Below are 21,866 nucleotides of genomic sequence, written 5' to 3'. Positions count from 1 at the left end.
CATTTTAGGTGTCCAGCTATTCGACGTAATTAAAAGCGAAAAGGACGTACTTATTTGGTTATAAGCTACGTCCTGTTGGCAATGTTTCTTGTGACTTATTAGGTAGTCGTCGATGTAATGTAAGTTGGTAAAAAACGCCTTCTCGAATGAGCGGGCGTTTAATACTATGTAAGAAGAGAGTCGTGTATAGGACGATGGTAGAATCAAATAATCCCCGATTGAGCCGCGTTGAAAGACGTAAGAGAGAAAGCAAAATAAAAAAAGCAATCGAGAGAAGTTGATTGCAGTCGGTCGGATTGCTTCCTTCATCTCAATTGCATTTAGAATCATTAAAAACTGGTTCTAAGGCTACCAGATAGCTCATTGATCGTTGTTGTGATAAGGGTCTGCTTAACCATAGAACATCACGGTTTCGGGCCGGAGTTACTAAAGGGGAAAGGCAACATCAAGCAAGCGATTCTCGCCTTAAAATGAGGGAGTGTACAAGTTCCCTCTTTTATTTTATGCCCAATTTAATTATTTATATGACAAAACAAATAACCGATGATCAGTCGGTTGTTTTTGTGTATGACACTCTGGACACACAAACCCCATTTGTGTGTTGAGCAGTTGCATTGAAATACTTACGATAGGTTACCGGGAAACTTGTAGTGTAAACCCTATTAACAGTGAGTTACACACAAAAAAGAGCCGTCAAAAAGGCTCCATTTAAGCGTTAAACAATTCGTTACACCTATTGTAACATGAATAATTTAAGATTAAAGATTGATTGTACTCCGAGCTTGTTCAACATCGCCTTTCGGTCCAGCTTGTTCAAAGTCGCCTTTTCCTCCTGTAGAGCTGATTGTGATAATTGTAATAAGGGCAGTTGCTAAAAGAGCGTAAGACCATTTCTTCATGATTGATTCACTCCTATAAAAGTTTGTTTTTTACCCATATGTCTTGCTCTCTTTGAATATTCGAGAGAGCGTGGTAAATCTCCTTTAGACTCGAAATATTGCGATATTTCATCGCACATTTCTGCATACTCAAAGTAAAATTCATTGGATTCAAGTATATCTAAACCAGCCTTAACAAGCGACATATTATTTTCCATATAAAGTCCACGACTGACTTTGCAACGAGCGATATATTCAGGCAGTTTCTGCTTCTTTATTTTAGCTTCTAATTCATCAAGTCCATGCGAGTAGGTTTCCATCTTCAATTGCAAGTGGTAAATGTGGTAAGTGGTTTTGAGAGCTGTTATAGATTGAGAAAATTCAGGTACATCTAGTGCCAATTTAAAATTTTGAATTGCATCGACGAACTGTTCTCGCACAATTTGATAAATGCCGTGATTGTGATGAGTTAATGCCTGCTCATAAGGGAATGGCTTAGTTATCTCAAATAGCTCTTTGTAAAGTGCATTTGCTGTTTCAAATAATTCCATTTCACTTGAAATGATAGCAAGTGCTAGTTTACAGGTAATTTCGTTCTTTCTATAAAGGGAATCCTTTTCAAATATTTCTAGTGCTTGTTCTATGTATGAAATGGCAAATGTGTATTGGTTGATTTTGTAATAACTCATACCAAGTTTTTGATAGAAGTCTGCTTTCTCCGCTTTATCATTTACCTTATCAAGCAATCGTTCAGCAATTTTGTACGTTCGTATCGCAGACTTGTAACGCTGGTCTAAATATTCATTTTGACCTGAAACGTAATAATACATATAGTTGAGATAGTCGTCTCTTTCAATCTCAATCGAGTTTAATAGTGGTGCTTCTGCTTTTTCTCCGTTTGGATACGAGACAAGCAAATTGTGCTTAAATGAGATCAATTGATAATATGCAAGCATTTTGTCGTCGGGTTTCATCTTGTCGATGGCTAGGATAGTTTGTTCACGTGCTTCTTTAGCTGATTCAATGTCTTTAGCAATAAGGCAACTATGCCACTGGACAATTTTTCCACCTACTTTTTCAGGTGCTAACTGATTCGCCAACTAAACCCCTCTTTTCAATTTAATGGTTAATAGTCCAATTATACGTTTATTCGACATGAAATAGATACATATTAAGGGTATTTCCCAAGTCATTAATTACCTTTTAATTTCACGTACCTTATTACATTAAAGAATATAGGAGGGATACGATGGCGATGCTTACGGATTTCGAAAGGAAAATGCTTCAAATCATACGAAATCGTAAAATAATGGGTAAAGAAGTGACCATAACGATTTTGAGCTAGCATATGAATCGATCAAAACAGGAAGTTAGGGACACGGTTAGCTAAGCTAAAGGAGAATAATGTAATTTAAATAATTGTTAGTTGTATGATATAGGTATTATCAAATCGTACAATTAGAAAAAACATTAACGTATTTTAATAATTAATCTAGCCATAGTTTAGGTGAAATTATTTCTAGTCATAGGGTAGCATTTATCATCGATGATAATCGTAAAAACTTTAGAAAAACTTTAGAATTGTTTTCCTGAGTACATGATATAATGAATTTGTTGGAGATAATGACACTACTATCCACGAATTACATTCTTTTCCTTCAAAATCTGAAGAGGAGCAATAATAATGGGGAAAAGTTCTAAAATTATTTTATTAATGTCTTTACTATTTGTTTTCTTTGGGGCGATTTTATTTGGAAATCAAGCTAGTGCTGAAGAAGAACATTTGGATGTTGGCGAATTAACTATTGAGGATTATGAAACATTAATAGAAGAAGAAATTCTCGATGAGTCAGTGCCTTATGAAGAAGCAAAAAAATTGTTTTTTAATCCAGATCAAATTACTGAAGAAGATTTCATAGGTGAAAAACTAACAGAAGAAGAAGCAGAAGAGCAAATGTCTATAAATGCTCAATATGTTCCTAAAAAAGGAGATATTGTGGTTACAAGTAGTACTAGCGCTTCAGGAGTAGCGGGTCACGCTGGAATTTTCAGAGACAATTTGCATATAATTCATTTTCAAAGCAAAGCTGCTGGAATTAAAAATGATACATGGTCACAATGGAAATCTAAGTACCCAAAAACAAAGGTTTTACGTCCATCAGAAGCAAATCGTTCTAAAGCAAATGTATGGGTGACCAATAATTATTATATTAAGAACAAACAACCTACTTATAAGATCAATACAGAATTAGCAAAAACAAACCCTTCTTATTGCTCAAAAATTGTATGGCAAAGCTATTGGTATGGAGCGGGATCAAGTGTGGTAAGGCAACCGACTGCTGGTGTTATTGTTCCTTATGCTCTTGAAGCATCATTCTACAGTAAACCATCAGTACCGTATAATACAACTTCTTTTTAATTAAGAAAAAAGGTTATGGAACTTTTCATAACCTTTTTGATATTATAGAAAGAAAAATGAGGTGATTAGTTTTGTTTATTGGGATCGCATCTTCTCTTTTACTAACCTTATTTTTCATAATTATCGTATTTCGTTTAAGTGACTTCAATTTGGTAATCAAAATTGGGATATGTTTTTTAGTAGCTATACCAGGGTCAGCAATGTCCTTACATATTTCAGGAGTAAGTACTGATAACATGTTTTTAATAATGTTGAGCTTTTTATCGCCTGTAATACTCTTTGTATTAGGAGCCATTCTTTTAGTTATTGGGTCTTTATACCACTCAAACAAAAGACATAATTAATGTGGGAAGTCTAATTTTTTTGATTTAATATTCTGCTGTCTCAGGCTGTAAATTAAATAGAGCATCATGCAATATGATGCTCTGAAAATTGTATAATTGCTATTTAGTAAAAAACAAATCTTGATAGAGCAATACCAATTAGAACTCCAATTACAGTTACAAAAAAGTAAATGATGTACTTTTTCTTCATACATGACCTCTCTTTGTTATCGCTATATGTATCCCAAATACTATGTATAAATAGCGATATTAATTTTTAATTTTAATTAATCGTTACAACGCCATTCGTTTGTTTCGGGGTTAATTTCAAAATTATTGCTTGCGTCAGTACAAGCGATGTAATCAATACCAATTGAAGCCCACTCACCAGCTGAAAAGTCTGTTACGCTTAAAGTTATTCCATCTACTACAAATCCTGTAATAATTCCTCCTGCAAATAAAGCAGTTGCTGTTCCAAATGCTTGGGTAGTAAATTCAGGTTCATCATTAAGTACTGGTTCAGAAGCTGATACACTCGGAGCAGCCGCTCCAATTGTTACAATCAGTGCCATAAATAATGTTGCGAATGTCTTTTTCATTAAATTTCCTCCTCATATTGCTATTTATACAAAGTTAAATGGGAACGTATTTTGTTTGAACTTAACTATGTAGTTTAAATATTTCTAAAGGTGTTAAAAGTCCAATATTTTCATCGTTTTCTATAATATGGTTAACCCATTTTATTACATAATAAACACATTTTTTAAGAAATTTAATTTAATTATTTATGTTTTAGGAAAAAAGAAAAATTTCTAAAAGGAATCTTGTGATGTGTAACTTTTAAAGTGTTCAAACTGGGCGGTAAAAAAAATAAGGCATCCGTTTGGATACCTTAATATAATCTCGAAATAAGAAAGATGTACCGTTCAGATTAGATGGGTTGAACTTTCCATTGAAGACGATCTTTCAAAAGCTGACTGTTCAACTTTAAAGCTAGAATGTTCGCTTCATTAAATGTGTGGAAGAGTTTCACGTCAGTTGTTCCAGAATCGGTAAGCATTTGAGACTTACCATTAATTACTCTTACGAGCATAAAGATAGGACATTCCTCCTCGTTACTCCCTTTTCCCACACTTATTTAGAAATAGATACAGGTCGAGGTTTTCAACTCGCAATATGATCACATCGTCTGATAACTATTGTATAATGTTTGTTTTAGGTGTACTTATAACAAACATAATGCAATAGTGATGTTGAATTTAGGAAGAAACATACACATTACATAACCATTGACTTATATTAAATATTGCTTATATAATGTGTTTTGAATAGGGGCGTGAACAAATGATAAAAGAAAAATTAAGCCTAAAGGATATTTCTTCTTGTCTAAAGGTTGTAGCTGATCCAAATCGATTTTTAATGCTAAAGCTTTTAACGAAAAGGGCTTTCTGTGTATGTGAATTTGTTGAGATGTTAAGCATAAGTCAACCTGCTGTCAGTCAACATTTACGGAAGCTGAAAGAGCAAGGCTTACTTATTGAAGAAAGGAAAGAACAGTGGAGATATTTTTCACTAAACGAGAGATCTTCATACTACCCCATCATTCAAGATTTGCTTGAACACAGCGACGATCAGGATGAACGCTACCTTCAAGCTTTAGACAGAGAAGGGCTTGCGAAGTGCTAGGGAGGAATTTTTACTAATGGAAGTTTTTTTAGCAGCATCAATTTTTATTGTGACTTTAATTTTTGTCATATGGCAACCCAGGAATTTGAACATTGGTTGGTCTGCCTGTGCTGGTGCTGTTCTGGCTCTTTTGCTTGGTGTTGTCAGTTTTACAGATGTGCTTGAAGTAACAGATATTGTCTGGAACGCTACGCTTACATTCATTGCTGTTATTATTATTTCGCTCATTCTTGACGAAATAGGCTTTTTCGAATGGTCGGCTTTGCATATGGCCAGAGTGGCAAAAGGGAACGCTGTTTTAATGTTTATTTATGTTTGTTTGCTTGGATCAGTAGTTGCTGCTTTTTTTGCCAATGACGGTGCCGCTCTCATATTAACTCCAATTGTATTAGCGATGGTACGTTCATTAAATTTCAATGAGAAAATGGTTTTTCCATTCATTATAGCAAGTGGCTTCATTGCAGATACAACGTCGCTTCCACTTGTCGTCAGTAACTTAGTTAATATTGTATCTGCTGATTTCTTCGGTATTGGTTTTATTGAGTACGCGACTCGAATGATCGTGCCAAACTTCTTTGCTCTAATCGCAAGCATTATTGTGCTGCTCCTTTATTTTAGAAAAAGCATACCTAGACGTTACGATTACTCTGAGTTGAAACAACCGGAACTTGCAATTAAAGATCCAAAAATGTTCCGTATTTCTTGGATCGTTTTAGGACTGCTATTTTTTGGTTATTTGGTAAGCGAGTTTATAGAAGTGCCAGTATCTTTTGTTGCAGGCTCAATTGCAATTATCTTCTTACTGATCTCGAGAAGAAGTCGGGCTGTAAATACGAAGGTGGTACTAAAGGACGCACCATGGAACATTGTGTTTTTTTCCATAGGAATGTATGTCGTTGTTTATGGACTTCGTAATGTTGGATTAACAGATGTACTAGCAGATGCAACCTTTATGGTTGCCGATAAAGGATTGTTTGCCGCAACTATGGGAATGGGTTTTATTGCCGCAATTCTATCCTCAATTATGAATAACATGCCAACAGTATTAATTAATGCCATTGCCATTGCGGAATCAGGAACAACGGGACTGACAAAAGAAGCCTTAATTTACGCAAATGTTATTGGAGCTGATTTGGGACCGAAGATTACTCCAATTGGTTCTCTAGCTACTCTTCTATGGCTACACGTTTTATCAAAAAAAGGTGTAAAAATTTCGTGGGGAACGTATTTCAAGACAGGTATTATCATAACTCTTCCTGTTTTGTTTATTACACTACTTGGACTCTATATGTGGTTATTATTAATTTATTAAAGGAGAAATAAAATGAAAAAGACAATTTATTTTTTATGTACAGGTAATTCATGTCGTTCGCAAATGGCAGAAGGATGGGCAAAACACTATTTAAGTGATGCTTGGAGTGTATATAGTGCTGGAATAGAAGCTCACGGGCTTAATCCCAATGCAGTAAAAGCAATGGGTGAAGTAGATATTGATATTACAAATCAAACTTCTGACGTTATTGACAGTGAAATCCTAAATAGCGCTGATTTAGTTGTGACTTTATGTGGGGACGCAGCAGACAAATGTCCAATGACTCCTCCACATGTTAAACGAGAACATTGGGGTTTTGACGATCCTGCGAAAGCAGTGGGAAATGAGGAAGAGAAATGGGCATTTTTCCAACGAGTGCGTGATGAGATTGGCTCAAGAATAAGAGAATTTAAAGAGACAGGAAAATAATCTAAAGAACACAGTTTCCCAAAGGGATTCTGTGTTTTTTGCAGTGATATATTCTTTATAAAGGAGAAATCATCTTGTTTACTACGATCCGTTCGGCCGAACCTAAAGATCTAAACAGAATTTTAGATATATATAATGAAGGAATAATTGATAGAATAGCCACATTAGAAACAGAAGTAAAAGATTTTTCTTTTATACAGGATTATTTTTATGAACGATGTAAAAGGCACCCACTTATCATTTTAACAAACAAAGAAAATGTAATTGGATGGGCGTCTTTAAATCCTTATTCTACTCGTAGTGTCTACGACGAAGTGGCCACTTTATCGATCTACATAGGCCGAGAGTATCGAGGCAAGGGGTACGGAAAATTGTTAATGCAAGATATTGAAAAACGTTCTAGAACACTCATAAGAAAAATCATATTAAATACATTCCCTTTTAATTCAACTGGCCAAAATCTGTACAAAAGTATGGGATATAGAGAAGTGGGGGTTTATAAAGACCAAGGGTATTTAGACGGTAAATATGTAGACGTTATGATAATGGAAAAGATTCTTTAACGCAATGACAAACGAAAATAGTTGCATTATACAATTAATTGAGCTATAAAAGAGTAGAGGTGATTTTTTATGGAAAATTCAATTCAAGATTTAAGAGAATTATTTCAGGTTACCACAAGGAGATTCGGCCTTTTAAATAAGAATTGTTGCAGTTCAGAGGGGATTTCTGTTTCAGTCATTCATAGCCATATCTTATATGAAGTCTCCCGAAATCATACACCTTCTATGCAACTAATATCGGAAAGTCTAGGAATCGATGCAACAACATTTAGCAGACAGATTCAAAAACTCATTCAACAGGGACTATTGCTAAAAACACCAAACCCAGATGATAAGCGCATCTTCATCTTATCCTTAACTGAGGAAGGTAATAAGTTAGTAAAATCTATTGATGAAGAGATGAACGAATATATAAAGGACATTTTTTCTAATATGAGTGAGTTTGAAGCACAAACTGTGATTAATTCAATGGAGATACTAAATAAAGCAATGGCAAAAACAAATAGCTGTTGTTAAAAAAGACACCGTAATCCGGTGTCTTTTTCTTAGCTTATTAGTTTTCCAATCACGTCATCAATATTTGGCTCCGTCGCAAATGAAAGGAGTTTACCATTCACTACAATTGCTGGAGTAGCGTATTGCAAGATATGGTCTCCTTTAATACTGCTGTACCCTACTTCTGCTAAGAGCGGTTTTAATTTTTTTTGAGCCATTATTCTATCCATAGGAACGCTGTAATCATAGACAAGAACATCTAAGTTATCATTGTAATAACTGACCAACTGTTCTTTTAAAGCATCCCCTTCATTAACGGTAACTAACTCATCACAACATTCTTCTCCACTCATGGGATCGCATTCTGAAGTACTTGCATTGACTCTAGGGAAAATTTCAATCAAACCGAGCTTATTCAATTACAACACTCCTAAACTTTTTGTAGACGGTGGATCGGCTCAGGTGGTAGCGGGCTAAAGCATTCGTGATAAGTACCGTTCCAAGTCGTGCCCACTTTTTCGTTCGTAGACTCTATTGAATCTTGAACAATGAGGTTTAATTTATCTGGTTCAGTCTCAATTCTAATGTTTAGTACCAATCGAATAAATGTTGCAGATTGAGCATTTTCAACAGTATATGTAGCTGCTGCTCCAGTTTTAACAAGACTTGCCTTCACGAAACCATTGTTTTCTAAGCCTGCATGTACTTTAAGATGTGCAATTGGCATGTTTTCTCTTTCAATGTGCGCACTTAATTTGTCTAGAAACGTTTGAACCCATACATAAGGATCTATAGATGTAGATGCGTGAATGTCACCTAGAATATTCATCCATGCCAATTTTGCTTCTCCTGCAGCATAAATGTCGTAATCAATGTCTAAGACTTTATCGCCACCAACATCTGAAGTTTTCCAAATTGAAATGAGTTCATCTAAATTATGATCAGCAGAAGCCGAGATCTCTTGAATAACTGTCTGAGGATATCGGTTTTGTAGATACTTTTTAACCTTAGCAATAACCTCTGGTGAGTGAATGTCGCTCTTATTTACTGCGATGATGTCTGCTTCTGCTAGTTGTTTTTCAAAGATATAATCAACTGATTGAGAGAAATTTGGTGTCTCATCATTACTTAATTCCAAATCTCCCAAAAGTCTTTCGGGATCCACAACGATCGTTAAAGGCGCTGTCTTAAATTCTTTAGAATAGTATTGTTTAAGAGGTTGTATCACTGTTGCTATTAAGTCTGTACAGCTTCCTACAGCTTCAGCAATAATAAAATCTGGCTTTTTCTCTTCCATTAACTCATTCATATTTGCATAGAGATCATCAAATTTACAACAGAAGCAACCCCCGGTAATTTCCTTTGGTTCCAGGCCGCTAGACTTGGCCAACTCCGTATCAATTAATTCTTTCCCTTGGTCGTTCGTTACAATTCCAACAACGTGGCCAGATTGTTCTAATTTCCTAGCAGTATTAATAAGCGTTGTTGTTTTACCTGCTCCTAGAAAGCCTCCTAAAAGGACGAGCTTTGCTGTCATATCGTCTTCCTCCTATTTTGTAGATAATATCTTATAAAAAAAGCATGCGATGATGGCACCTATGACGGTGGCTGTAAGATAAATCCAAAGAAATTCAGTTGTGCCTGAAATAATGGCTGGCCCAAACGATCTAGCAGGATTCATGGATGCTCCGCTTATTGGTCCACCAAACATTGCACCGATTGCTACCGTACTTCCAATGGCGATTCCAGCTATTGATTTGTTGGCTTTTTTATGAACAGCAGAAGTTAGTATGACCAACATTAATATGGTCGTTAAAATAAGCTCCAAAACAAAGCTTTGTTGCCAAGTGCCCGAAGGTGTCGTGGAACCTAAACTTCCAATATTTCCGAAAATAAAGAATAGAAAAATGCTTGAAACGGCCGCAGCACTCATTTGCACCAATATGTATAAAGCGGCTTCAAATTTCGTTATTTCTTTTAAATAAAGAAAAGCAATCGTTACAGCTGGATTAAAATGTGCACCGGAAACATGGCCAAAGGAGTAAATCATGGCTAAAACGACCAAACCGAAACTAATCGCAACTCCAAAATGTGTTAAATCACCTGTCATGGTATTTACGATGATAGCTCCTGTTCCGATAAACACAAGACAAAAACTTCCTAGAAATTCTGCCGTTAATTTGTTTGCAATTGTAGGTGCTTTTGAAATTGTTGGTACGGTCTTTAACTCCGTTGGAGAAGAAAGGCTTAAATTTTCCCTTTCCTGTTTTAACATTTAAGACAACACCTTTTAAAGATGCCTTCTTCTGCTGGTGTTAACATCTCATAATAGAGTTCATCAACTTCTTGATTCGGATGTTTCCAATCAAAGTGAAATTCGTGTTCTGTAAGGTCTAGATTCTTTATACTTTGTTGATTTAATAGTGGAGAACCCTTGTATAAGTAAAGTCTCGTTTCATATTGTATTGGATCTATGTATTGATTTAAATCATTTTTATCAACGAATGATCTAAAGTGGGTTAAATCGTCTAATGACGTCCATGGATTAAACATTATAAAAGTAGGGTTTAGTTTTATGCCAATGTCTTTTAGGTACCAAATAGCGTCTTCTATGTCTGTTACGGAAGTTTCTTTTGCGACTTCGTCTAACACCTGTTCTGAAGGGAATTCCAGCGCTGAAGTAATAAATTTAACACCTAAATTCCTTAATTCTACTAATGTTTCTTTATTCTCTAAGATATGGTCAACCCTTGTTGTAAAATCATAAGTAAGATTCGGGAATTCCTTATTTAATGCTCTTATAATCTTAATACCGTGATATTTTGCATTAAAGAAATCAGCATCTACAAATGTTAAATGAGTCATCCCATCTTCAACAAGATTTCGCACATCGTTAATAACAATATCTTCTGGTATTAATAGAACCTTTCCACCGTAAGCGGCAAATACGGAACAATACAAGCATCTGTGATGGCAACCGCGTGCAATTTCGGTAGAACCTACTACTTGGTCTGACCCTAAAAGGTGATTAATTTGTTTCTGTGGATACTTGTGTAAACTTGGTAGAATGGATCTAGAAGGTAGATCAAAACTTTTTCGATCCATACATGGAGCAATATGCGTCTCATTAATAATATGTTCAGCTGTAACTAATCCAGGAATATCCCCCTCGTAGTTACCTTCAAGATGTTGTGCTAAAAGGCGTAGTGGTTTTTCCCATTCACCGGTTACTGAAGAATGACTATATTTCCCTGTGAATCTACGAGCGTTAATAGTGGCATGCTGTCCAAAGAATGTTACGTGTGCAGTAGGGTTAATCTCAGCTGCTTTTTTTGACAATTCCACACCGGCATGAACGGCATCAAATAACGGAATTGAAATGGCAATTAAATCTTTACCTTCGAATTTACTTTCAACAATCCCTTCAACATACGTGTCAAGAACTTGCACGTCATGTCCGTCTTTTATGAGGGGAGTAGCAGCTGTAGCAATAGTGCTAGGCTGAAAACCACCTTCAAAGCTGGAAACTAATAGAATTTTCAAGTGTTCTTACCTCCTTTTTATTAAGGCCATATAGGGTCCATTCTAACTGTGGTTAATACAATTAATGACATAATTAGAAAATAACCAATCTGATTTTTCAAAAGATCACATCCTTGTTAATTTTATGACAATTCCATATACGTATAATAATCGTTAGAATTTAAATAGTCAATAACTTAATTAACATAAACAAAAATATATTAACAAATGTTATAATTGTTAATATTGAGGTGATATAAATGTTAGGCCAACGTTTGAAAGAATTAAGACTAGAAAAGAAGCTTACACAAAAAGATTTAGCGGAGGGTCTCGTAAACCGCAGTTATTTAAGCCAAATTGAAAAAGGAACTGTTAATCCTTCTTACGATGTATTAGACGAACTTAGTAAAAGATTAGGTTGTGACATCAATGATTTTTATAAGTCTTCGGAAAACAGAGACTTACTATTAGCGGATATTAAAAAAGAAATCCGACTAGCGGAAAGAGGAGCTCTTGAGGATAACCTGAGCAAAATTAATAAATTAGTTAACTCAAGAGATTATTTGAACGAAGAGTTTCTTACAGACTTCGACAAAGGCATACTCAATTGGATTCATGGCAAATACTTTGAGTTAAAAGGGGATTATACTCATTCCATCCCCTTCTTTTTAAAAAGCCTTGAGTATATTGAAGATAAAAGAGAGTATTGTTCAGAAAGAGTCCGTTCTTACGATTCTTTAGGCAACGCATATGGGAAAATAGGTAAAAATGACATTGCTTTGACTAAGCTTTACGAAGGCTATAAATTAATTTTAACAACAAACGTCAATGAAACGACGCAAATTTCTTTGTTAAGTAACTTGGGTGTTCTACATGGTAGATTAAAGGAGTATTACTCGGCAATTAATTTTTTAGAAGAGACACAGGACTTAAACAAACAATTACGGCTCTTTTATAAAGCTGGTGATATTGCTATGGCATTAGGAATTTGTTACATGGAAATTGGAAGATTAGAAGATGCTAAAAATTCCTATGAGCAAGCAATTCAATTTTATAAATTTGAGGGAGCTAGCCAAAGTGAAGCAAAAGTTTATACGAACTATGGCATCTTGAACATGTATCAGAAAAATTATTATCATGCCCAGTTGTTATTAAAAAGCGCAATAAAACTTTACGATGACAGCCAAGAGATTAACATTATGAATACGCATGTTGAACTCGCAAAATCATACTTGCATCAAAACAATCGAGATCTTGCTATAAAACATTGTAAGTTGGTTAAAACAATGAAAGATGAAAATAGGTTTAAAGCACAAGCTACTGAAATACTGGGAGATGTATATAGCGAGGTAAATATTAAAGAAGCAGTTAAGTTCTATCTAGAAGCTGGAAGATACTTCAAAACATCAGATCATGAACATTTTAAAAAGATCATGTTTAAAATTGGAAATGCTTATTTTGAACAGAATGATTATAAAGTGGCAGCTGATTATTATAGAAAATCAAATTAGATAAAGAAACCCCGTCTTTTATACTAAAGAGGGGGTTTCTATGTGTAAGTTATAAGCTTGTTTAATCGTAAGAGTGTTGTCCAAGTTACCTTCTACAATTACATACCCTAACCTGTTGAAATTAGTTGTAGTTTTTTTAACAGGTGTTTTATTTTGAATATACCATTTAGACTCTAATATCTGTTGATTAGTAACCACTTCTTGAAACGAAGCAATTCCGTCATCTTCTGCGTAAAAAAAATGAATTGAAGCAGACTTTTTACCTTCTTTCTGTTTGTGAAGGCAAGGTAGACTACTCGTACCTAGGTTTATTTCAAAAGCAAGCTGTTTTAAATCAATGTGATGAACATGCTGAACTAAATCCATAATCCTGTCGCCACCTGGTCGTGCATTTACTTCTATTATTTTTGGTCCCTTTTCAGTGAGCTTTACCTCAGTATGTGCTATACCATTGTTAAAGCCTATAGCTTCAAGAGTGATGGAGACCAAGTCTTCAATAGAAGTTGAATCATCCTTTCCAAGAGTAGCAGGGAATTGGTGCCCCACTTCAAATGCATAAGGATAGTTTGAGATTTCTTTTTTGGTAATCCCAACAATTCTAGTTTCACTGTCTATTGTATAACTTTCCACACTAAACTCAGGTCCTTCTAAAAACTCTTCAACTAAGATCTCTTTCTCTATTTCTTGACCTACATGATTATATTTCACTTCTTTTAGTTTATATATTGCTTCACTAACGCTTTTCTCATCTGTACAAAAAAATATATTTTTGCTACCGGAATCATTAGAGGGCTTTATGACAAGGGGGAAATTGATGTGTTTAATACTCAATGCACATGAATCGCCCTTAATGCAAATGCTCTCATAATGCACATAGGAAATATTGCGGTCATTTAAATGTTGACGTAGTTTATTCTTACTTTGACAAAGCAAAGCAGCTGATGGCTCTAAATGATGGTTTAAATTTAACGCAGTCGCGACTTTCGAGCTCAACACAACACGATATTCGTTGAGCGAAAAGACGGCTGCAATGTTGTACTTTTCATTTAGTTCCAAACATCTTTTTAAAACCAACTCCTCGTCATTAATATTCATCTCAATGGGTACGTCAACAGACATCACCTCATCAAAAGAAAGATTGGTCTTTAATAGAATGATTTTATACCCTTTGGCCTTTATGATCGATAACTCGTTCTGATTAGGACTTATGGTTATAACGTACTGATTATTAGCCATGAATGCATCCTTACTGACAACAAGACGACAAATTGTCGTTATTGCTTGAAGAAGTATTTAAATCAGGTTTTAAACTAGTTGCATTAACGATAATTGCTATTGCATTCAATTGTCCTAATTCCTCATTTGTGACGCCCAACTGCTTGGCCTGCATCATAGCATTTTTGATAGTTGCGTTCGATTTCGTCAACAAACCAGCAATATAAATGCTAATGACTTTCTCTCTGTCACTTAATGTCCCGCCTTCAATCGATTTTGCGGAAAATTGGTCAAAAATTTCATTAAGCTCACTATTAAAATGTAACATCTTTAATCCCCCTAAAATAAATTAACATATGTGGTCATTTTGTTAATTAAACTAATAAAGTTAGTTTGGTTAATAATGAAATTGTATAATCGAATGATTAATTAGTCAATTCAAATAAATATTGACAATTATTTAGTTGCATATTACAATTAATTTACGAAAGATAAATGTTGATAATCCTTTTTATTCTGTTTAAAAGGAAAAAAAAACATAAAACATATTTGCATTTTGCAATTTAAGGGGTGTACGCACTTGTCAGATGTTTTAAGAGATATTTTTTTAGAGTTCTTGTCATTAAGTAAAAATTTATTGGTCTTATTTATTGGAATTACTTTATTTATCAACTTTATTCAAGCATACGTACCGTTTGATAAGCTTAACAAGTGGATGGCGAGCAAAAATCCAATTATCGGGAATCTGGCTGGTGCATTCTTGGGTTTCGTAACACCATTTTGCTCTTGTTCCACTTTTCCTTTCTTAGTCACAATGATTAATAAAAAAGTGCCTTTTCAAGCCAGTATGACTTTTCTTTTCACCTCTCCATTATTGGATCCATGGATTTTGGGTTTAATGGCTTACATATATGGGGTGAATGTAACAATTATTTATACGATCTCCACGTTAATATTCTCAATGATTATTTCTTGGCTGCTCGATAAATATAACTTTGAAAAATATATTAAAAAAGTAGCTGTACAAGGTTCATTACCGGAACAAGACAGAGCAAGACGAAAGAATTTAAAATTAAATATTAAAGAATCAGTCAGGGAAACCCTTTCACTAATGAAGACGGTTTTAGTCTACATTTTAATCGGTGCCTTAATCGGTGCAATTATTAAAGAAGCTATCCCAATGTCACTAATTAGCTTTATAGCCGATCAGAACCAATGGTGGATTATTCCTTTAGCGGCCATTATCGGCGTACCTTTATATATTCGTCTTTCAACAATGTTGCCAATTGCTCAAGCGCTTTTAGTTCAAGGATTTCCAATTGCACCAACGATGGCTCTTTTAATTGGTGGCGCGGGAGCGAGCTTACCTGAAATTGTTATGTTAAAGAGCATTTTTAAAACAAAACTTGTTGCAGCTTTCGTCGTATCTGTATTCTTAGTTGCTTCATTTTCCGGGTATCTCTTTCTAATCTTAAATTTTTAAAGGAGGTGTAATGAATGGGACTTTTTAATTCAATTTTCGGTGGTGGAAATAAGAAAGATAATGATTGTTGTAATGTGAAAATTGTTGAGGTAAAAGAAGAAGAAAATTGCAGTTGTGATGGTGAAAAAGAAGACAGTATAAATAAGGCTTAATTTAAAAATAAAAACCCTCATATGGAGGGTTTTTATTTTTGTTATTGACCTGTTAAAACTGAATACGCTTGAGTAGAAAGGTAATTTTTGATTTCGATCTCATTAATTTCATAATAGCTGTGACGTCCAATAAAAGATGCTTTAATAAAATGAGCATTCAATAATATTTTTAGATGATAAGAAAGCTTTGATTGTTTTATATTAAATTCCTCTAATATCTTTAAAAAAGCGACATTTTGTTGTTCCTTTGAAATAAATTTTATTATATCTATTCGCTTCTGATGAGAAATAGCTTTAAATTTAATTTCAAGCTGATCTTCAGCTACCATTTATATTCACCTCGTAAATATGTGCTACTAGTTAACTAGACCTTAAATGCTTTTATCTATGTTCTTACTTTTTTTTGCTCGGATTAATGTGCTTTTCGATATTCCAGTAATTTCTTCTACTTCTTTATAAGAGCGATCTTTTTTTAATATCAAAGCATGTTCAATCTGTTTCTTTCCATATTTCTTCGGCCTTCCTTCTCGAAAATCTTTACGCTGCCTTGCAATTGTTTTACCTTCTTGAGTACGTTCTAAAATCATATCTCTTTCAAATTCAGCAAAACTCATGAAGATGTTAAAAATTAAGCGGCCGTTAGGTGTGTTTTCAATCAAGCCCATATTTAAAATATTAACGGTAATACCTCTCTCGAAAAGCTCTTTAATAATTTTTGTTCCTTCCAATGTGGATCGAGCAAAACGATCAAGCTTGGTAATTATAAGTGTGTCGTCTTCTTTTATGTTTCTTAGTAATGTTTGAAACTGAGGTCTGTCTACTTTTGTACCAGTGTACGTATCTTTAAATATAACTTCAGCTCCAGCTAATAAAACCGAATGTTCTTGCGATTCTAATGATTGACCTGATGTAGATACCCGGCAATAGCCATATTTCATAAAAATCACCTCTGTTTATGAACCTAAGTTATGACACCTATGTATCTATTGATTTTACAGCACTTAAAAAAGAGTGTCAAAACTGTAGAGTTATGACGCTTCTTTATAGCCACGATCTCGAAAAAAATTACTGGATACTTATTTTCAGAAATATTTAATAATTTTAATCAAAAGTATTCATTAAGATGATTACTTGAGTTTGATCACACCTAAGACCAGTTAGTGGAAATATTTGATACATTACTACCCTAAATAATTAATAATACCACATTTTCAACCTTTAAATTATAAAGAAAACTTTAGAATTTAAAGGTTGAAAATGTGGTATTCTTACCTAGATATTAAAAAATTGAGAAAAGAGGTAAAAAAATGAAAAAAAAAAAAAACTAAAGTATCTGGGTTCAGAAGCAAGTTTTTTACTGGTATTATCTCAGCTAGTCTAATCCTTCTTTTAGCAACGCCTGCATTAGCAGCATCTTGGACAATGGAGATGAAGTACGCTACTGTAAGTGGGAAAAATAACGGACAAACTTACAGCTTAAACGCAGGTACTAGAACTGTGACAGGACAAATTTGGGCTACTAACTGGAATAACAACCTTACAAATACAGTTAGTGTTGGATCTGTTTTGTACAAATCTAACCCTGTACTTGCTGATTCAAGAATTGCTTCCACAACATCTACAGTTAATAAAAACGGTGTTAAAAGAAATATGGAAATTAAAGCTACAGGACAAGCCAAAGGTACGTACTATTTATACTTTCACAAACCAAATAACCAAACCACGGTAAAAGGATCTGGAACAATAAAATAACTTTTTGATGGTGGGTGGACGCACTCTATTCCACCATCCAACTAGATTTATATGGAGGCAACATGCTTAGATTTAACTTAAGTCCAATATTTCTCTCAATAATTATATTCATCGTTCTTTTCATCTACTTACGTAAGAAAAGAAACAAAGACCTAACATATATGGCTTTTTGGACACTGTTTTATATTTATATTGTAAATGTAATAAGGTTAACACAATTTCCCGTGTTCATAGTTGATTTTCCTTTTGAATACAATTTGCAAGATTTTATACAGTTAAAACCAGAATCTCCACTTGGATACAATTTAGAAACAAGTCTATTAAATGTTCTATTAACAATTCCATTTGGTTTTGGTTTAGCCTTCCTTATAAAAATGAATTTTAAAAAGGCACTGTTTCTAACAGTTTGTTTTTCTCTTACACTGGAGATTTTACAACTAAGTGCACATTTATTTTTACCTGGGAATGATAGAATGGTTGACGTTAATGACGTTATTTATAATACCTTAGGCGGTATTATCGGTTATTTGCTCTTTTTACTCTTTGGCTTAATTTTTAAATTAATCCTGTCTAAATATGAACTAGAAGATAATTCAATATTAGATCATATTAGATCATCAGTTAATACTAATTATAAATAAAGGTGGAACTTATGAAAGAATACAAACCCAAACTCTCTAAAAATAAAAGTAGAATTTTAGCTGGTATTTTGGCTCTTAGCTTTGTTTTATCTTTGGCTACACCGGCTTTAGCAGCGTCGCATTGGCAAATAGAGATTAAAAATCTTGTTGTTAATGGAAAAACGAATGGCAAGACTTATAATTTAGGTCAGGGTACCAGAAAAGTGAATGGAGAACTTTGGGCTACTACTTGGAACGACAGCGGTACTAATTCAGTTACTGTGAATACAGTTCTTAGGAAATCTAATGCGGTTTTACCTGATACGGTAATAACTAACACGTCGACTGTAGTTAAAAAAGGAGGGACAAAAGCGAAAGTAAGCGTGATGAAAACAGCGCAAGACAAGGGTACCTACTATTTAACGTTTCATAAGAATAATAATAAGACTACTGTAAAAGGAAGCGGAACTGTTCAATAACTGTTCAATAGAATAGCTTAAATTTACTACGGTGTATAAAAATGATACTCTTTCACTTTGAGTATCTTTACCTCATAATATAAAAGAAATTAAAAAAGCTATTTCGAATTGTTCGAAATAGCTTTTTTAATTTCTATCGAACAACTTGTGATCCACTATAAACATTAACAAGGTCATTTGCTCCTACCATTGTTTCAACTGTATTCGAATCGAAAACAACTGACTGAAATCTGATAGGGAAGCTTGCTTCTAGATACAACCTTGTAAATACTTCATTGTAATAATAGCCTCCACCCATCCAAGGTCTTTCAGATCCAATATTTCTGGCAGAAACGGAGGGGCTATGTCTGCATGGTAGTAGCTAATACGAGTTATACAACCCTCTCTATATTTGGAAGTTTGATTTCCCTTATTTTAATACCAATCATTTTTTGGTACCGTCGTGTGCGATAATTATAAACTTATTATTGAAACAAAGGGCAATACTGTTAAAGGTATTGTCCTTTGTTATAGCTGAATAGGGGATCTATAGGATTAATGAAGCTATGATAAAGAGGTGTCAAAACTATTGAGTAATGACACTGTTTTGTATATCCATTATTCAATTTTTAAATTAACCGTTTGTTGAACCCTTAACACTTTCCATATGCCGATTATAAAGTTCAATTGCCTGTTTGATTGGGATAATTTCATTAGGCACAATATCTTTACCTCTAGCAGCAATCGCAATAACTTGATTTTGATCATTTACTATTGACTGAAGATCGATTAACAAATCAAAAGTGGGTGCTTTACTTCATGAAGGATTGGGATTTAATGCACTTAGATTTGCTATTTAGAAAAAGAAAAAAGTTGAAGTCTTACAAAATAATTAGTTTCCCTATTTTTAATAGCCCGGGATAATATATTTAATCGCATGCACAATTCCGGTATAAATTGATATTTTTGCGTTTCAATTGCAGTATCAAAATATTAGCGTTGACTGCTTTTTATATGACTATTTTACCGGTTAAGAAATATAATGTGTTGTGTTAGAATAACACCGTGCTTTAACTTTTATTTGTGGGGGATTTTATGTCCGATAGTTTTTTTGGCTTTTTCTTAGCTTTAATTTTAGTGTTTTCAGTGTATGGAATAATGTTTTTGATTGTCAAAAAAAAGTGTAATAATGTAGGTTGGAAGCCAGAGTGCCTAACGATATTAGCGATTGTTGCAATATTCTTGATTGTAATTATAGTAGGTGACATTCAGGGAACATTTGCTTTTTTTCTCGTCATTTTAATTAGTATTTATGCAGTTCCAATGTTAGCAATTATATTTATTGTAAAAGTTATTCTGTTTTATGGATTTAAAAAAAGATTTTAGAGGGCTTTTAAAAAAAAGAGTCGTTTCACAATAATGTTGTGAAGCGACTCTTTTTAATTAGAAACCTAATCTATAATTTGCTTGTGGAAAAACGGGTGCTAGATATTGAATTCCTCTTTCTTCAAAAGTATATAACGTTGCATTCACCCCAGAATAAGGTATGTACACACCAATCTCATGTGAAGGTGCTTGATCATGCGAACCGTTTATTGATCCACTCCCATTACGATTTATGCTAACAGCAATGTCATAATCAATATTGGGAGGTGCACCGCCAAAAAGAGGAACTCCTACCGAATGTTCATAACGCCATTGCGCCACGCCACCAGAAAAATTTGATCTGACTATCTCTGATCTATAATCTGTTTGAGTTGTAGTATCTATTAAATTATAATTTCGGTCATATCTAGAAGTAGGACCAACTTGTATACCAGAATTATTGGCACCATTCGCAAAGTCAGGACCAATTATACCTAAATCAAAGTTAGCATAGATGTTTGATCTGGTTCTGAAATTATCATTAAACATATCAAACCCTCTATTGTCGCCACCCATATATCCAATATTAGCCGGTATTTCCCAAATGTCATTTGCACCAATTGGAGCATATTCGTCTTGTAAAAAGGTTGTATATTGTATTCCGAAGCGAGTCTCTACTAGGTTTTGTGTAGATAGGTGTTGCTCAAGATCGTTCTCCGGAACAGAAACGTGTCGAGCTACAGTATAGGGCTCATACGATAGCGCTTCAAGAGTTTCATCAGTTATTTCTATATTTTCATTCTCTAACGCTTTTTTTCCTTCTTCAATTTTGGAATCCTCGACTTTAGTTTTTCCATGAATTTGATACAGATAGTCCTCACCTGGAGTTACATTCTTGTCAGTAAAAGATTTATTGGAAGATTCTCCTATTTCTTCACCGTCTCTAGTGATCCTATATACATCGGAATCATTTGGAATATATCCAGACCAACTAACTTCTACTTCTTCGTTATTATGTATCTGTGAATAGCTTTGTACCCCGGGTATAGATTCTTCATCTATAGACCTCATTACGTTTGCGTTATCCTTCGTTGAAATTCTATAGTAGTCAAAATCCAAGAAATTTTTGTCTTCGTCATACTTGGCTAATGTAATATGATATTGTGAACTTGGATCTAGTTCACTAATCGTATAACTGTCGTCTGTACCAGACCAAATAATATTATCATTTAAATAAATCTCATAATATTCCGCATCATCTGCCCAGTCTAAATCAATTGAGTTATTAGTTGTTTCAAAACTAAAGGAATCCTCAGCGTTTGCTACTTTATCAGATAAAAATAGAGATAGACCAATAACAGATACTGCACTTAATAACTTTAAATTTTTATTCATAAAAAGCTCCTTTGAATTATTTACATTCGTAATGCTAACATTACATTTTATTACAAACAACCCCATAGATTCACAAAATATATAAAAGAATATTAAGGACTATATCTTAAATAGGGATAATTATTTTTAAATTTTACATTATGTTACAATTTATTCCTTTCATTTACTGTTGATGTATAGGCTAAACAACAACTGGAGTCTTAAAGATTCAGGGAAATCTCTAAATATAAATGTTATGAGATAAATATTCTAATTCTAGACAACTCAACCTAACAACTAAAAAGTATT

27 protein-coding genes are annotated in these 21,866 nt (G+C 34.0%); 13 read left to right on the top strand and 14 right to left on the bottom strand.

Annotation, left to right across the window (positions count from 1 at the left end; genetic code table 11):
• Nucleotides 1-758 precede the first annotated feature (758 nt).
• Nucleotides 759-899, bottom strand: a complete 141-nt coding sequence (locus ACE1TH_RS13275) for a hypothetical protein (protein ID WP_255224402.1) — start codon at nt 897-899, stop codon at nt 759-761.
• Nucleotides 896-1,978 (bottom strand): Rap family tetratricopeptide repeat protein, encoded by a 1,083-nt coding sequence (locus tag ACE1TH_RS13270; protein WP_255224403.1) that lies wholly within the window; start codon nt 1,976-1,978, stop codon nt 896-898. Before ACE1TH_RS13270 ends, ACE1TH_RS13275 begins: the two co-directional genes overlap by 4 nt.
• Nucleotides 1,979-2,562: 584 nt before the next feature.
• On the opposite strand from ACE1TH_RS13270, the gene ACE1TH_RS13265 reads away from it, so the two are divergent.
• Complete coding sequence (locus ACE1TH_RS13265; RefSeq protein WP_255224404.1) at nt 2,563-3,297, top strand: peptidoglycan amidohydrolase family protein; 735 nt, start codon at nt 2,563-2,565, stop codon at nt 3,295-3,297.
• Between the two features lie 610 nt (nt 3,298-3,907).
• Here ACE1TH_RS13265 and ACE1TH_RS13260 read toward each other — a convergent pair.
• Nucleotides 3,908-4,219, bottom strand: a complete 312-nt coding sequence (locus ACE1TH_RS13260; RefSeq protein ID WP_255224405.1) for a hypothetical protein — start codon at nt 4,217-4,219, stop codon at nt 3,908-3,910.
• Nucleotides 4,220-4,551: 332 nt separating this feature from the next.
• Complete coding sequence (locus ACE1TH_RS13255) at nt 4,552-4,713, bottom strand: hypothetical protein (RefSeq protein WP_375079211.1); 162 nt, start codon at nt 4,711-4,713, stop codon at nt 4,552-4,554.
• 251 nt (nt 4,714-4,964) lie between these two features.
• Between ACE1TH_RS13255 and ACE1TH_RS13250 the strand changes: the two genes are divergently transcribed.
• From ACE1TH_RS13250 to ACE1TH_RS13230, 5 genes are all read left to right on the top strand, one after another.
• Nucleotides 4,965-5,306 carry an ArsR/SmtB family transcription factor gene (locus ACE1TH_RS13250; protein WP_255224406.1) on the top strand — a complete coding sequence of 114 codons (342 nt, stop codon included), beginning with the start codon at nt 4,965-4,967 and terminating at the stop codon, nt 5,304-5,306.
• Nucleotides 5,307-5,322: 16 nt separating this feature from the next.
• Nucleotides 5,323-6,618 (top strand): arsenic transporter, encoded by a 1,296-nt coding sequence (locus ACE1TH_RS13245; protein WP_255224407.1) that lies wholly within the window; start codon nt 5,323-5,325, stop codon nt 6,616-6,618.
• Between the two features lie 12 nt (nt 6,619-6,630).
• Nucleotides 6,631-7,047, top strand: coding sequence for an arsenate reductase (thioredoxin) (gene arsC, locus ACE1TH_RS13240; protein ID WP_255224408.1), 417 nt, complete (start codon nt 6,631-6,633; stop codon nt 7,045-7,047).
• 74 nt (nt 7,048-7,121) lie between these two features.
• A complete protein-coding gene (locus ACE1TH_RS13235) occupies nt 7,122-7,610 on the top strand; it encodes an arsinothricin resistance N-acetyltransferase ArsN1 family A (protein WP_369682422.1) in 489 nt (162 codons plus the stop codon).
• A gap of 81 nt (nt 7,611-7,691) precedes the next feature.
• Entirely contained in the window at nt 7,692-8,126 is a 435-nt protein-coding gene (locus ACE1TH_RS13230; RefSeq protein WP_255225330.1) for a MarR family winged helix-turn-helix transcriptional regulator, read from the top strand.
• Between the two features lie 29 nt (nt 8,127-8,155).
• Here the strand turns inward: ACE1TH_RS13230 and vcpD are convergent, their stop codons facing one another.
• The 4 genes from vcpD to arsL are packed head-to-tail and all read right to left on the bottom strand — an operon-like array spanning nt 8,156 to nt 11,648.
• Nucleotides 8,156-8,524 (bottom strand): ArsD-related vicinal cysteine protein VcpD, encoded by a 369-nt coding sequence (vcpD, locus tag ACE1TH_RS13225; protein WP_255224409.1) that lies wholly within the window; start codon nt 8,522-8,524, stop codon nt 8,156-8,158.
• A gap of 11 nt (nt 8,525-8,535) precedes the next feature.
• Nucleotides 8,536-9,642, bottom strand: a complete 1,107-nt coding sequence (locus ACE1TH_RS13220; RefSeq protein ID WP_255224410.1) for a GTP-binding protein — start codon at nt 9,640-9,642, stop codon at nt 8,536-8,538.
• A gap of 12 nt (nt 9,643-9,654) precedes the next feature.
• Complete coding sequence (locus ACE1TH_RS13215) at nt 9,655-10,380, bottom strand: MIP/aquaporin family protein (protein ID WP_255224411.1); 726 nt, start codon at nt 10,378-10,380, stop codon at nt 9,655-9,657.
• Nucleotides 10,374-11,648 carry an arsinothricin biosynthesis radical SAM protein ArsL gene (gene arsL, locus ACE1TH_RS13210; protein WP_255224412.1) on the bottom strand — a complete coding sequence of 425 codons (1,275 nt, stop codon included), beginning with the start codon at nt 11,646-11,648 and terminating at the stop codon, nt 10,374-10,376. The genes ACE1TH_RS13215 and arsL overlap by 7 nt, the downstream gene beginning before the upstream one ends.
• A 239-nt stretch (nt 11,649-11,887) precedes the next feature.
• Between arsL and ACE1TH_RS13205 the strand changes: the two genes are divergently transcribed.
• Nucleotides 11,888-13,138: a helix-turn-helix domain-containing protein gene (locus tag ACE1TH_RS13205; RefSeq protein WP_255224413.1), complete on the top strand. Its 1,251-nt coding sequence runs from the start codon at nt 11,888-11,890 to the stop codon at nt 13,136-13,138.
• 18 nt (nt 13,139-13,156) lie between these two features.
• Here ACE1TH_RS13205 and ACE1TH_RS13200 read toward each other — a convergent pair whose 3' ends face one another.
• Nucleotides 13,157-14,374, bottom strand: a complete 1,218-nt coding sequence (locus tag ACE1TH_RS13200; protein WP_255224414.1) for an ATP-grasp domain-containing protein — start codon at nt 14,372-14,374, stop codon at nt 13,157-13,159.
• A 10-nt stretch (nt 14,375-14,384) separates the two neighbouring features.
• The gene (locus ACE1TH_RS13195; RefSeq protein WP_255224415.1) at nt 14,385-14,681 is read right to left on the bottom strand and encodes a carboxymuconolactone decarboxylase family protein; all 297 of its coding nucleotides are present in this window, start codon (nt 14,679-14,681) and stop codon (nt 14,385-14,387) included.
• 252 nt (nt 14,682-14,933) lie between these two features.
• Here ACE1TH_RS13195 and ACE1TH_RS13190 point away from each other — a divergent pair, with 252 nt between their 5' ends.
• Both ACE1TH_RS13190 and ACE1TH_RS13185 read left to right on the top strand, forming a co-directional pair.
• Nucleotides 14,934-15,836, top strand: coding sequence for a permease (locus ACE1TH_RS13190; RefSeq protein WP_255224416.1), 903 nt, complete (start codon nt 14,934-14,936; stop codon nt 15,834-15,836).
• Nucleotides 15,837-15,850: 14 nt separating this feature from the next.
• A complete protein-coding gene (locus ACE1TH_RS13185) occupies nt 15,851-15,988 on the top strand; it encodes a hypothetical protein (RefSeq protein WP_255224417.1) in 138 nt (45 codons plus the stop codon).
• A gap of 41 nt (nt 15,989-16,029) precedes the next feature.
• Here ACE1TH_RS13185 and ACE1TH_RS13180 read toward each other — a convergent pair whose 3' ends face one another.
• Complete coding sequence (locus ACE1TH_RS13180) at nt 16,030-16,317, bottom strand: ArsR/SmtB family transcription factor (RefSeq protein ID WP_255224418.1); 288 nt, start codon at nt 16,315-16,317, stop codon at nt 16,030-16,032.
• Between the two features lie 42 nt (nt 16,318-16,359).
• Complete coding sequence (locus ACE1TH_RS13175) at nt 16,360-16,926, bottom strand: recombinase family protein (RefSeq protein WP_255224419.1); 567 nt, start codon at nt 16,924-16,926, stop codon at nt 16,360-16,362.
• A 484-nt stretch (nt 16,927-17,410) separates the two neighbouring features.
• Between ACE1TH_RS13175 and ACE1TH_RS13170 the strand changes: the two genes are divergently transcribed.
• From ACE1TH_RS13170 to ACE1TH_RS13160, 3 genes are all read left to right on the top strand, one after another.
• Nucleotides 17,411-17,740, top strand: coding sequence for a hypothetical protein (locus ACE1TH_RS13170; RefSeq protein WP_375079210.1), 330 nt, complete (start codon nt 17,411-17,413; stop codon nt 17,738-17,740).
• Nucleotides 17,741-17,802: 62 nt separating this feature from the next.
• Entirely contained in the window at nt 17,803-18,381 is a 579-nt protein-coding gene (locus tag ACE1TH_RS13165; RefSeq protein ID WP_255224421.1) for a VanZ family protein, read from the top strand.
• 11 nt (nt 18,382-18,392) lie between these two features.
• Nucleotides 18,393-18,839 carry a hypothetical protein gene (locus ACE1TH_RS13160; RefSeq protein ID WP_255224422.1) on the top strand — a complete coding sequence of 149 codons (447 nt, stop codon included), beginning with the start codon at nt 18,393-18,395 and terminating at the stop codon, nt 18,837-18,839.
• Between the two features lie 613 nt (nt 18,840-19,452).
• Here the strand turns inward: ACE1TH_RS13160 and ACE1TH_RS13155 are convergent.
• Nucleotides 19,453-19,614, bottom strand: a complete 162-nt coding sequence (locus ACE1TH_RS13155; RefSeq protein ID WP_375079209.1) for a hypothetical protein — start codon at nt 19,612-19,614, stop codon at nt 19,453-19,455.
• 299 nt (nt 19,615-19,913) lie between these two features.
• Between ACE1TH_RS13155 and ACE1TH_RS13150 the strand changes: the two genes are divergently transcribed.
• Nucleotides 19,914-20,204, top strand: coding sequence for a hypothetical protein (locus ACE1TH_RS13150; protein WP_255224423.1), 291 nt, complete (start codon nt 19,914-19,916; stop codon nt 20,202-20,204).
• A 57-nt stretch (nt 20,205-20,261) separates the two neighbouring features.
• On the opposite strand, the gene ACE1TH_RS13145 is transcribed toward ACE1TH_RS13150, so the two are convergent.
• Nucleotides 20,262-21,578: a hypothetical protein gene (locus ACE1TH_RS13145; protein WP_375079208.1), complete on the bottom strand. Its 1,317-nt coding sequence runs from the start codon at nt 21,576-21,578 to the stop codon at nt 20,262-20,264.
• Nucleotides 21,579-21,866 lie beyond the last annotated feature (288 nt).

Source organism: Shouchella sp. JSM 1781072, assembly GCF_041949915.1.
Lineage (GTDB): Bacteria > Bacillota > Bacilli > Bacillales > Bacillaceae_D > Shouchella.
This window is presented reverse-complemented; position numbering and strand designations above follow the sequence as displayed.